The sequence below is a fragment of the Schaalia sp. HMT-172 genome, from assembly GCF_030644365.1.
Classification (GTDB): Bacteria; Actinomycetota; Actinomycetes; order Actinomycetales; family Actinomycetaceae; genus Pauljensenia.
On the sequence record NZ_CP130058.1, the window covers coordinates 566,637 to 579,084 of the forward strand.

At 68.0% G+C, this 12,448-nt stretch carries 6 protein-coding genes; 3 read left to right on the forward strand and 3 right to left on the reverse strand.

The window, feature by feature from the left end; all coding sequences use genetic code 11:
* Window position 1: 1 nt before the first annotated feature.
* Both QU663_RS02300 and QU663_RS02305 read right to left on the reverse strand, forming a co-directional pair.
* Window positions 2–967 carry a MoxR family ATPase gene (locus tag QU663_RS02300; protein ID WP_021612121.1) on the reverse strand — a complete coding sequence of 322 codons (966 nt, stop codon included), beginning with the start codon at window positions 965–967 and terminating at the stop codon, window positions 2–4.
* A 57-nt stretch (window positions 968–1,024) separates the two neighbouring features.
* Window positions 1,025–7,093, reverse strand: coding sequence for an Ig-like domain-containing protein (locus QU663_RS02305; protein WP_021612122.1), 6,069 nt, complete (start codon window positions 7,091–7,093; stop codon window positions 1,025–1,027).
* Window positions 7,094–7,253: 160 nt separating this feature from the next.
* Between QU663_RS02305 and rsmI the strand changes: the two genes are divergently transcribed.
* Window positions 7,254–8,165, forward strand: a complete 912-nt coding sequence (rsmI, locus tag QU663_RS02310) for a 16S rRNA (cytidine(1402)-2'-O)-methyltransferase (RefSeq protein WP_304990656.1) — start codon at window positions 7,254–7,256, stop codon at window positions 8,163–8,165.
* Window positions 8,166–8,180: 15 nt separating this feature from the next.
* On the opposite strand, the gene QU663_RS02315 is transcribed toward rsmI, so the two are convergent.
* On the reverse strand, window positions 8,181–8,738 hold the full coding sequence (locus QU663_RS02315) for an isochorismatase family protein (RefSeq protein WP_021612124.1): 558 nt from the start codon (window positions 8,736–8,738) through the stop codon (window positions 8,181–8,183).
* A 131-nt stretch (window positions 8,739–8,869) separates the two neighbouring features.
* On the opposite strand from QU663_RS02315, the gene metG reads away from it, so the two are divergent.
* A complete protein-coding gene (gene metG, locus QU663_RS02320) occupies window positions 8,870–10,711 on the forward strand; it encodes a methionine--tRNA ligase (protein ID WP_021612125.1) in 1,842 nt (613 codons plus the stop codon).
* 122 nt (window positions 10,712–10,833) lie between these two features.
* The gene (locus tag QU663_RS02325; protein WP_021612126.1) at window positions 10,834–12,300 is read left to right on the forward strand and encodes a glycoside hydrolase family 32 protein; all 1,467 of its coding nucleotides are present in this window, start codon (window positions 10,834–10,836) and stop codon (window positions 12,298–12,300) included.
* Window positions 12,301–12,448 lie beyond the last annotated feature (148 nt).

Below are 12,448 nucleotides of genomic sequence, written 5' to 3' on the forward strand. Positions count from 1 at the left end.
CTCAGCCCTTCATGACCGGGGCGGCGATCGCTCCCAGTGCCCGCTCGATGACGCCCTCGCGCGTGGCCCCGCCGAACTCGGCGTCGGGGTCCAGGACCAGCCTGTGCGCCCACACGCGCGAGGCCAGGGCCTGCACGTCGTCGGGGATCACGAAGTTACGGCCCTGGGCGATCGCCCACACGCGGGCCGCGCGCATCATCGCGATCGCGCCTCGCGTGGACACGCCGATGCGGACCTCGGAGTCGGCGCGGCTCGCCTCGCACAGGTCTTGGACGTAAGCGGCGATCGAGCGGTCGACGTAGTTGTTGGCCGCCAGGTCCGCCATGTCGGCGACAGCCTTCGTGGAGATCACGGGGTCCAGGGCGCGCGTGCGGTCGGGGGCGGCCGAGCCGAGGATGACGTCGATGCCGGCTTCACGGCCTGGGTAGCCGATCGACGTCTTCATGAGGAAGCGGTCCAGCTGAGCCTCGGGCAGGCGGTAGGTGCCGGCCTGCTCGACAGGGTTCTGCGTGGCGATGACCATGAAGGGGCGTCCCGTCTCGCGGCGCACGCCGTCGACCGTGACCTGGGCTTCCTCCATGACCTCCAGCAGAGCCGACTGGGTCTTGGGCGAGGCGCGGTTGATCTCGTCGGCCAGGACGATCGAGGCGAAGATGGGGCCCTTGTGGAAGTCCCACGAGCCCGTCCGCTGATCGTAAATGGTCACGCCCGTGATGTCGGAGGGCAGCAGGTCGGGCGTGAACTGGATGCGCGAATGCGTCCCGTGCACGGTGGCGGCGATGGCGCGCGCCAGCGCCGTCTTGCCGGTTCCCGGGGCGTCCTCCAAGAGCAGGTGACCCTCGGCGAACATGCAGGTCAGCGCCAGTCGGATGACGTCTTCCTTGCCCAGGAGGGCCTTGCCGACGTTGTTCGTGATCCTCGTGAAAGAGTCCGCGAACCAGTGAGCATTGTCTTCGGTGACTTCCATTGTTGTCCTTAGTTGTGCTGTGTGAAAGGGTCTTGTTTGTTGTGGTTGCGCGTGCTACTACTGAGTGCAGGTGAACCAGCCGTTGAAATCTTTGTCATTGTTTCCGACCAGGTAGTAAACATATTGTCCGTTCAGGGTCCACCCGCGGATACCATCCGTCCCGGGGACCCCCCTCCAGTTTCCGTTGCCGTCAACCTGCAGGGTCACCGAGGCATTTTTGTTGTCGTAGGTTCCGGAGCACCTGACAGTGGCGTTTGGAGGCCACCCGGACAGGTCCACCCCCACCTTGTCGAAAGGACCGCTTCCACATGAGCCGGACACGCATTTGCCCGAGCCGCCCCTGAATCCGCTGGCGCTGCGGGCGTAGCTGGGGGCCGTGGCGCTGGCGCACTGTGGACTGGACTCGCGTGTTCCCTTTTCGCTCGAGGTCTGGACGGCCTTGATGCACAGCTGCGCGCTGCCGCCTTCGCCGGGGTTGAACTCGCGGTGTCCGTCGCGTGTCAGCTCAATGGTCGTATTCTCAGCTCCCGTGAGGACCAGGCTTGCGCTCCTGCCGCCGTTGTCTGCATTGCTCCAGGAACAATTGACCCACCCGGGTCCGCCGGGCTGACACGATACGGATGGTGTCGCGGGGGGACCGAAGGAACTCACGGTGCCGCCGGTGGCCACCGCTTCGGATGTTTTATCGGTGCCGGCCTTGCGGACGGTCACCTTGACTTGGAGCGTTGCGTCGACACCATCCGTGAGCGCCGGGCTGGTGACGGTGTGAACGCCATCCCTGGACAGGGAGTCCCAGTGGCCCCCGTTGTCGGTCGTCCACTGGTAGTCGACGACGTCGTTCTTGCTCCATCCGTTGCCCGGCTGGAACTGGACGTTGAACGCGATCTCCTTCGAGTTACCCGTGGCCTTCAGTGACGTGATCGTGGGGGCGTTGACTTGGTCGACGGCCCACACGGTGGTCGTCGCCGCGGGCGAGGTGTGTGCGTCGGGATCCTTTGTGTCGTTGACGGCGGTGACGCTGATGGAGACCTGCTGTTCGTGGTAACCGACCTTGACGGACGCGGAGGTGGACGGAGCATCGACCTCAACCGGGTCGGCGCCGGTCGCGCTCACCGTGTAGCGCTCGATGTTACGACCGTTCGTATTGGACGGTTCGTTCCACCTGACCTGCGCGGTGCCATTCGAGAAGGTGGCGCTGACTCCCGACGGGGCTCCCGGCGCGCCGTAGGGCGTCACGCCCTGGGAGAAGGACGACCACTCGGACGTGTAGTTCCTATTGCGAGCCCTGATCCGAACCCTGTACTCGTGGCCATTCGACAGGCCGGAGATCGTCAGGGACGTCTTGTTTGCGCCGGCCGGTGGTACTACTACATCGGCCGGCGAGAGCTCCACGTCGTAGCCCTCCAGGTCGGAACCGGTGTTGACCGGAGCTGCCCACGACACGGTGATGGACCCGTCGCCGGGCTTCACGGTGGGCGCGCCGGGGGTTTCGGGCTTGGCGTCGATGAGGACGCTCGTCTTGTTGGAGGGATCGGATTCCCCGACCTCGTTCGTCGCGGTGACCGAGAAGGTGTGCTCGGTGCCGTTCGTGCGTCCGTCAAAGAGGCACTGGGTGACCGCGCCGCAGGACTTGGAGTCGCCCTGCGTGTGGTCGGTGACGGTGAAGGAGGTGATGGGGGATCCGCCCGTCGCCCCCGCGCTCCACGACACCAGGGCCGTGCCCGCGCTGTTAGATACCGCGCTCGCCCCCGTGGGCGCGCCGGGCTTGTCCAGGACGGTCGCCTGAATCGTTCCCTGGACCTCGCGCTCGACGTCCTTGGTCGCGTCCTGCACGCGGTAGGTCACGGTGAAGGAGCCGTTGAAGCCGGCGTCGGCCTGGATGGTCATGGTCGACCCCGAGGCCGTGGCGCTGCCGCCTGCGGAGGTGGCAGGATCGCCCATGATGGTGAGGGGCCCCTGGTCGGCCAGCGGGTTGGTCGCGTACTCGGAGATGTCGACGGTCTTGGATTCCCCGGCGTTGAGGGTGATCTGGCCTGGGCTGGTCTGCACGAGCGGCTTGGAGGACGCGATGACGTTGACGGGCACGCTCGCGCTCGCCGAGGCGCCCTGCTGGTCGGTGACCTCGATGGTCAGCTGCCCGGCCTGGCCCTTGGGTGCCTCGGCGTCGGCGGACACCGACAGGGTGGAGCCGGAGGCGGAGGCGCTGACTCCCTCCACCTGCTTGTCCGTGATCGTGTAGGTCATGCCCGCCGGGTCGTCGCCGTCGGGGTCGCTGACCCACTGGTCCATCGCGATCTGGGAGGCGTCCTCGCCGGCGGCGACGTCGACGCGGGTCGGCACGATGCGCGGCGGGCGATTGTGGGCGGATTCGACCAGGACGGGCAGGGCCAGCGTGGACACGATGCCCGTCGCGTCGGAGGCGTCAGAGCCGTCCGTGACCTCCACGATGATGGAGGTCGGGCCCGAGAAGTCCTCCAGCGCAGTGTAGGTGAGCGTGCGTGTGTCCTTGACCAGTGTGGAGCCGTCCCAGCCGAGGCCGGCGCTGGCCTTGGTGTCGCCGGTCAGCTGAACGGAGCGCCCGGACCTGGTCAGAATGTAGTCGTTGAGCGCGATCTCCTTGGTGACGCCGGCCGTGACCTTGATCGGCAGGGCGCGGGTGTCCAGCGTTGGGCGGGTGATCTCGGTTCCGGGCGCGCGCACAATAGCCGACGCGGACAGTCCGTCGTGGTCGGTCACCGTATAAATGACGGTCTGCGGCTTCGGGGACAGGGGAATCGTGAGGGTCTCACCGGAGGTGCCGATGCCCGAATCCGGGCTGGAGAGCGTATCGTCCTGGATATCGCCGTCGGGGTCCTCATCGTTTCTCAGCACGTCGACCGAGACGGACCCGGAGGCCGCCTGCACGTCGGCCAGGGACACCTCGTCGTCGCGGGCGATGGGAGCAAGGAGCGGTGCGGTGGGGGTGACCACGACGGAGCACACGCCCTCGGCGCGGCCGCCAGCCCCGTCCTCGATGGCGTAGGAGATCACGTGCGTGCCCTCCTGCTGGGGCGCCGTAAAGACGATACGTCCGGCGCGTTCCGTCACGTCGATGCCCGCGGGCGCGGACACGGACCCCTGCGCGAGGGTCAGGGGATCGCCGTCGGGGTCAATGTCGTTGGCCAGAACGGCGACCGACACCTTGGTGCCCGGACGCACCCTCACGGAGTCCGGCATCGCGACGGGCGCCTGGTTGAGGGAGGGGCGAGGCGCGACGCCGACGCGGATCCCGCCGATGGCCTGCTTCCCCAGCGCGTCCTCGACGACGTAGGTGAAGGAATCCGTTCCCTGGACGTCGTTGCCGGGCGTGTACTCGAAGTTCGACCCCACCTGGGTGACGGTCCCGAGGCGCGCCGACGAGGCCATGCCGACGAGCGTCACGGAGTCGCCCTCGGCGTCGATGCCCTCCAACGGAATGGGGATCGTGACCTTGTGCCCGGCGACGGTGCGGGCGACAACGTCCTTCGGGCGAGGCGCGGTGTTCGTGTCCTCGTCCATGGCGACGACGGTCAGGTTGACGACGGCCGAGGCGACGTTACCGGCCGTGTCGGAGACCGTGTAGACGATGCGCCCCGAACCGGGCCGGGAGCCGCCGCGCACGCGCACGACGTTATTCGAGACGAAGACGCTGCCCAGGTCGGCGGGGATCTCGTGCTGGAGTTCGCTGGAGACCGTGAGCTTGAGCCCCGCGGGGGAGCGGTCGTTATCCAGGACCGACACGGAGGCCACGTCCCCGACGCGCACGACCAGGGAATCGTCGTTCAGTTCGGGCGGCGCGGATTCGGTGTTGGCGGGGGCGGGCAGGATCGTCACCGTCGCCGAGGCCGTGGCAACCCCGTTGGACACCGTGTAGGTGAACGATGCGGGGTTTGAGAGGCCGGAGGGTGCGGTCACGCGCACCATCTGGCGGTTGACGAGTGCGACCGCCAGGGGAGAACCCGTGGGCACGTCTAGTTGCTGGACGGTGAGGACGCCGCCGGTGGGGTCCGAGTCGTTGGCCAGCAGGTCCACGAGCACTTGACCGCCGTCTGGCAGGACCCCGAGGTCGTCCTCGGTGCTGGGCGGCAGGTCGGAACCGGTGGGGGCGACGTCCACGCGGATGATGCCGGTCGCTGTCGTGGGCCCATCCGTGATCGTGTACGACAGGTAGTAGGTGCCGGCGGTGTTGCCGTCCACCGTGATTGTTCCCGCCGTCGAATCCATCACGGCGGTGATGCCGGCGGGCACGTCGTCCACGGAGACGAGCCTGAGCGTGTCAGAGTTGGGGTCGGTGTCGTTAGCCATCGGCGAGATCGACGCGGATGCGCCTTCACGCACGACGAGGTGGTCGGCGTTTGCAACCGGCGGCTCATTGGCGCTTTCCTTGACGGTGACGTTAATCGAGCCGTCGCCCGCGTCGCGCCCGTCGGACACGCTGATCGCGACCGCGTCCTTGCCGGGCGCGTGCCCGGCATCGATGATTTCAACGTTGCCGTTTTCGTGGGAGTTCACCGTCATCCCCGTGGGGGCGGTCGCGCCAGCCAGGAAGAAGGGGTCTCCGTCGGGGTCCACCCAGTTCGTCAGCCCGTTGACGGTGCTCCGACCGCCCTGACCCAGGGAGACGGAGGGCACGATCTTCTGCACGGGCGCCTCGTTGACGTCGTCGCCGTGGACGGTCAGCGTCACGTGGGCCTGCGCGGTTCCACCCCGCCCATCCGAGACCTCGTAATCGAAGGTCGACGTGCCCGACGCGTCCTTGTTGACGGCGATCTGCAGGGCCGCACCCTCTCGGGCGACACTGACCTGGCCGAGGGAGGGCTGCGTGAGCGCTGAGGCCGTCATGAAGTCGCCGTCGGCGTCGGAATCGTTCATGAGGACAGGAAGGATCACGGTCTTTCCTGCGCGCACCCCGAAGTCGTCGTCCACGGCCTCGGGCGGCGTGTTGTCCTGGTTACGGTCGGGTGCGACCGTGTTGTCGATGTCGTCGACGGACTGGTCATCGGTTTCTTTCTCAGACTCGAGTTTCGATTCCAGCTGATCCCAGTTGTCGACCAGGATCATGTCGGAGTCGGGCAACCACAGGCCGTCCTTCTCGATGTCGTTGAGGACGATGACGTCACGATTGGTGCGGAAAATAGCCTTTTCGGCACTCGCGAGGGAGTCGACGACCATCTCCCGGTCATCCGCGTCGGAGGGGCAATCCCTCACGAACGCGCCGGTTGCCGACCAGGCCGCGTACGCGCACTTGTTGTGCGCGACCGGGCGGGTGGGGTTGCCACCGGGGGCGGGCGCCGGCACGGTCGTAGGGCTCCCGCCGCCGATGGGAACCCTGATGAGGGCGTCGGGGGAGGAGAGTAGGACCTCGTTCGTCTTCGGCCCGGTGTCCTGGAGGACGACGCGCTCACCGTCAATGCGCTGCGTCTTGCCGCCCGGCAGGTAGAGCGTGGACGTGTCCTGGTCCCAGACGACCACCTCGGTTCCGACGGCCGCGATCTGCAGGTAGTCGGTGGCGCCGATGCCCGTCAGGGGTGTGGTCTTGGTGTCCGTCAGCGCGCGGCGCTTCAGCAACGACGTCACGCGCCCAGCCTCGGCGGACACCGCGTGGACGTTGCCCTCCGAGTCCACGGTCGTGATCGCGCCGGGTACGTCAGAAATACTGGCGTCCGCATCGTCCGCGTTGATGGGCGCGGGGTGGTCTGCCTGCTGCACCCACACCTTGCCGTTGGGCGCGTCCGTGACCGCGATTGTGCCGCCGCGCACGTCCGTGGTCATTCCCCGGTAGTCCACTGCCGACGTCAAGGTGGCCGTTGTGACGTCAATGGGAGACAGCGTGTTGGCCGCCTGATCGGAGAGCTGGACCTGCTCGCCGTTCTGGAAGACGTCGAAGGCTGAGGATGCCGCGTGCAGCCCCGCGTCCATGAGGCGTGCCGGGACGTTCACGTGTGCGACGATGCCTCGCTTCGCGTTGGTGACCCACACGCCGCCGTCGTTGAGGTCGACCTTGGTTTCTTCGACGCCGGGTGCGATGAACGCCAGGACGAGTGAAAAGACGCCGAGGGCTGCGACCGCGCCGGTGAGGACCGATCGCCGGGGGTTCCGAATACGCATGCTGGGTCTCCAAGAGCAACACGTTAATGGGTATCCATTTCATGCTACGTCAGCCAGACAAAGCCCCTCGCCATCCTCGTGTACAACTTCTAGTACAGTCCTGCGCCCCCCATCGAACCCGCGTCGTGCGCTCCTCTCGCGGGGGTGAGACGATACCGGCATGGACGCCGCAACCGACCTGAACCGACCCGCTGAGAGTGCCCAGGCCTCGTCCCCGAATCCGCAGCGCGGAAGCGAACCCTACCGTCAGCCGGGAGGGTCGATCCTGCTGGCCGCCACCCCCATCGGGGACGTGCGCGACGCCTCCCCGCGCGTCGTCGAAGCCTTGCAAGGGGCAGACATCGTTGCCGCCGAGGACACGCGACGCGCCCTCGCTCTGGCCTCGCGCCTGGGCATCACGCTGGGTGGGCGCCTGGTTGCCCTGCACGACCACAACGAGGCCGCCAAAGCCGCCGGCATCGTCGAGGCCGCCCAGGGCGGGGCGCGCGTCGTCTTCGTCTCCGACGCGGGCATGCCCACCGTCTCCGACCCGGGCTTCCGTCTGGCGCGCGCCGCCATCGACGCCGACGTCCCCCTATCCGTCCTGCCCGGGCCCTCCGCCCCCCTCGTCGCGCTCGCCCTGTCCGGCCTGCCCTCCGACCGCTTCGCTTTCGAGGGGTTCCTGCCGCGCAAGGACGGGGAGGCCACGCGCTACCTGCAGGACCTGGCCACCGACCCGCACACGCTCATCTTCTTCGAGTCGCCCAGGCGCGCCGCCGCCACACTCGCGCGCATGACCGAGGTCTTCGGGGCGCAGCGCCCCGCCGCGCTGTGCCGCGAGCTCACCAAGGACTACGAAGAGGTGCGCCGCGGCACGCTGGGAGAGCTCGCGGAGGACGCGGGCGACGTGCTCGGCGAGGTGACGATCGTCGTCGCCGGGTACGAGCACAGCGCGCGCGCCGAAGACCACGTCGGCGCGGTCCTGGCGCTCGCGGCGGAAGGAATGCGCCTCAAAGACGCCGCAGCCGAGGTGGCCGCGGCGACGGGCGCGCGCAAGAACGACCTCTACAAGGCCGCGCTTGCCGCGAAGTAACGAGGCCGGGGAGCCTCAGACGATCTCGACGTGCTCCGACGTCATCCACTCGCGGGCCTGCGCGCCCAGCTCCTCGGTGACGGGGGCGGTCAGCTCACGCAGGACGCGCGTCGGGAACCCGGCGTGAACGGCATCCACGGCCGTGCACGCGACGCAGTGCGACTCGGCCAACCCCACGACGTCCACCTCGGTGATGCCAGCGTCGCGCAGCGCCTCCTCCAGCGTCTTGCCATCCTCGGTCGTTCCCTCGAAGCCCGAGTAGGCGGCCTTGTACTGGCCCTTCTTGACCGTCACGTCCGCGTTGACGTTCGCGAGCGCCGGGTGCAGCTCGGCCTCTGCCGTGCCCGCCACGCCGTGCGGCGGCCACGTGTCCACGAAATCCGGCGTCTCGGAGAAGTGAGCGCCCGGATCGATATGCCAATCCTGCGTGGTGACGATCAGCTGGTACTCGTCGCGGTGCGCGTCCACGTAGGCGGCCACGGCCTCGGCGACGGCGTTACCGCCCGTCACCGGGAGGGCACCCCCTTCGCAGAACGTGGGCTGAACGTCGACGATAATGAGTGCGCGGGGCATGGGACCTCCCTGATACATCAGTAATTTCCCTAAGGGTATCACCCGGCTCACAGTCGGCGATCGCCTGTTTCGATTCCTCGACATGCGGCCGGTTCCCCGTTCGGGACAGCTACGCAGTATTGTTAGGGGCTATGAGTCGCATTCTGTCCGCCGTCGCATGGCCCTACGCCAACGGCCCCCGTCATATTGGCCACGTTGCGGGATTCGGTGTCCCCTCCGACGTCTTCTCCCGGTACATGCGAATGGCCGGCCACGACGTCCTCATGGTCTCCGGCACCGACGAGCATGGAACCCCGATCCTGGTGGCCGCCGACGGCGCGGGCATGAGCGCCCGCGAACTCGCAGACCGCAACAACCGACTGATCGTCGAGGACCTCGTGGCGCTCGGCCTGTCCTACGACCTCTTCACCCGCACGACCGCCGGCAACCACTACCGCGTCGTCCAGGACATGTTCGCCACCGTGCGCGACAACGGCTACATGATCGAGCAGGTCACGCGCGCCGCCATCTCTCCGTCCACCGGCCGCACCCTGCCCGACCGCTACATCGAAGGCACCTGTCCGATCTGTGGCGCCGAGGGCGCGCGCGGCGACCAGTGCGACAACTGCGGCAACCAGATGGACCCGACCGAGCTCATCAACCCGCACTCGCGCATCAACGGCGAGACCCCCAACTTCGTGGAGTCCGTCCACTACTTCCTGGACCTGCCCGCCCTGGCCGACGCCCTGTCAGCCTGGCTCGACGAGCGCGAACAGTCGGGCACGTGGCGCCCCAACGTCATCAAGTTCTCCAAGAACTTCCTGGAGGACATCCGCCCCCGCGCGATGACGCGTGACATCGACTGGGGTATCCCGGTGCCCGGCTGGGAGGACCAGCCCACCAAGCGCCTGTACGTGTGGTTCGACGCCGTCATCGGCTACCTGAGCGCCTCCATCGAGTGGGCGCGCCGCACCGGCGACCCCGAGGCGTGGCGCCAGTGGTGGAACGACCCCGAGGCCCTGTCTTACTACTTCATGGGCAAGGACAACATCGTCTTCCACTCCCAGATCTGGCCCGCCGAAATGCTTGGCTACAACGGCCAGGGCTCCAAGGGCGGCACCCCCGGTGACCTCGGCGTCCTCAACCTGCCCACCGAGGTCGTCTCCTCCGAGTTCCTCACGATGGAGGGCAAGAAGTTCTCCTCCTCGCACGGCATCGTCATCTACGTGCGCGACTTCCTCTCGCGCTACCAGGCCGACGCCCTGCGCTACTTCATCAGCGCGGCCGGCCCCGAGACCTCGGACTCCGACTTCACGTGGGCCGAGTTCGTGCGTCGCACCAACGGCGAGCTCGTCGCCGGCTGGGGCAACCTGGTCAACCGCACGGCCTCCATGATCGCCAAGAAGTTCGGCGAGATCCCCACCCCCGGTGAGCTGCAGGACATCGACCGCGCCCTCCTGGACGCCGTCGAGGCCGGTTTTGCCACCGTCGGCAACCTCATCCGCCACCACCGCCAGAAGGCGGCGCTGTCCGAGGCCATGCGCCTGGTGGGCGAGGCCAACAAGTACGTGACCGACACCGAGCCCTTCAAGCTCAAGGCCCCCGAGCAGCGTGAGCGCCTCGCCACTGTCCTGTGGTCCCTCGCCCAGGCCGTCGCGGACCTCAACCTCATGCTCTCCCCGTTCCTGCCCCACGCGGCCAACGACATCGACCGCGTCATGGGCGGCGAGGGCGCGATCGCGCCCATGCCCCATATCGAGGAGGTCGAAGAGCTCGACCCGCAGGTCCTGCCCGCCGACTTCGAGGGGCGCGCCGGTTACCCGATCATCACCGGCGACTACACGCACGTTCCCACCTGGGAGCGCCACCCGATCACGCCCGGCACCCCGATCGCCAAGCCCACGCCGGTCTTCGTCAAGCTTGACGAAGCGATCGTCGAGGAGGAGCTTGCCCGCTACGCGGACGTTCACCCCGACGACGTCACGGGGGCCTAAGCAGGGTTTTTCCTTGCAACGCCGCCCCTTGTGGCCGAGGGTGAGCGAGCGTGAATGCGCGCGGGCGGGACGCAAGCGTCCCGCCCGCGCGTTTGTCTCCTCCGGGGTGTTACCGTGAGGTCATGGCCGAAGATTTTCTCGCGTCCGCCCTCGCTGCCGAGGCCTCGTCGCGCGCCCCTCACGATCCCGACTACCCGCTCTTCCACGTCGCGCCCCCGGTGGGCCGGCTGAACGACCCGAACGGCCTCATTGAGGTCGACGGGACGTACCACGCCTTCTTCCAGTACACGCCCGAGCATCCGCGCAAGCTCGTCTACTGGGGCCACGCCACCTCGCGTGACCTGACCCGCTGGGACTATCACGCCCCCGCGATCCTGCCCGATGCCCGCCAGGACCGTAACGGCGCCTACTCGGGCACCGCCATCGAGGTCGGCGATCACGTCGAGCTGTGGTACACCGGTAACTACAAGGACGCCGAGACGGGGGAGCGCGAGGCCACCCAGTGCGTCGTCACGACGACCGACATGGTCACCTTCGACAAGCAGGTGCCCCCGGTCATCGGCCGCCAGCCGGACGGCTACACCGCGCACTTCCGCGACCCTCAGGTGTGGCGCGACGCGGACGGCTCCTACCGGATGCTGCTGGGCGTCCAGCGCGAGAACCTCACGGGCGCGGCCCTGCTCTACCGCTCGTCCGACCTGCGCGCGTGGGAGTGCGAGGGTGAGATGACCTTCCCCGACGCCGGCGGCGCCTTCGACGCCTTCGGCTACATGTGGGAGTGCCCCAACCTGGTGCGCCTGACGGACGAGCAGACCGGCCGAGCTCACGACGTGTTGATTTTCTGCCCGCAGGGTATCTCGCCGAAGCGCGAAGGCTTCGAAAACGTCTTCCCGTGCGTCGCCGTCGTCGGTGAGCTCGTCGGAACCGAGCTGCGGGGCGCCGACGGCTCCTTCGAGGAGCTCGACCGCGGCACCGAGTTCTACGCGCCCCAGATCATGGCGCGCTCCGCCTCCACGCCGCCGGCGTTGCCGACCCTCCTCTTCGGGTGGGCAGGCAACGCGAGCGAGGACGACCAGCCCTCCATCGAGACCGGCGGCTGGGTACACTGCTTCACCGCCCCGCGCGCCCTGAGCCTGCGCGGCGGCCGCGTCATCGCCCGCCCCTACCTGCCGGGCCTGCCACTGGCACCCGCCACGCTCGAGGGCGCTCCCGGGGACGAGGCCGGGGCCCGCGTGGTCGAGCTCGTCGGCTCGCGCTCGTGGCGGCTGTCCTTCGACGCCTCCTACGAGGGGGCCCTGTCCGTGCGCATCGGCGAGGAGTCGGGCCTGTCGGTCACTCTTGAAGATGGACGCCTCACCGTCGACCTGAGCGGCACTCGCTACCCCCACGGCGGCCGCCGCGTCGTCACCCTGGACGCGGGGGAGGCGCGCCGCGTGGAGATCCTGCACGACCGCTCGATCACCGAGATCTACCTGGGCGACGGCTCGCGCGTCTTCACGACCCGCACCTTCCTGCGCGGCGAGGGCGCCGGAGTGGCGCTCTCGGGTGCCGCCTCCGTGACGAACGTGAGCGCCGCGCGCGCCGACTGAGCGACCCGAGGACGAGGCCGTGGCTGCTTGAGTGGCCACGGCCTCGTCCCATGTGGGCGGTTTCTCATGTCGCTGGCGTGAGATTTTCCCTCATCACCTTGCCATAGTGAGGTCTGTCATCCTAATATGTCAATCGATTGCTACACAC

Bases quoted from the DNA above. Each gene is read 5' to 3' on its own strand.
- QU663_RS02305 (WP_021612122.1), bottom strand. From the start codon at position 7,093: ATGCGTATTCGGAACCCCCGGCGATCGGTCCTCACCGGCGCGGTCGCA.
- QU663_RS02315 (WP_021612124.1), bottom strand. From the start codon at position 8,738: ATGCCCCGCGCACTCATTATCGTCGACGTTCAGCCCACGTTCTGCGAA.
- metG (WP_021612125.1), top strand. From the start codon at position 8,870: ATGAGTCGCATTCTGTCCGCCGTCGCATGGCCCTACGCCAACGGCCCC.
- QU663_RS02300 (WP_021612121.1), bottom strand. From the start codon at position 967: ATGGAAGTCACCGAAGACAATGCTCACTGGTTCGCGGACTCTTTCACG.
- rsmI (WP_304990656.1), top strand. From the start codon at position 7,254: ATGGACGCCGCAACCGACCTGAACCGACCCGCTGAGAGTGCCCAGGCC.
- QU663_RS02325 (WP_021612126.1), top strand. From the start codon at position 10,834: ATGGCCGAAGATTTTCTCGCGTCCGCCCTCGCTGCCGAGGCCTCGTCG.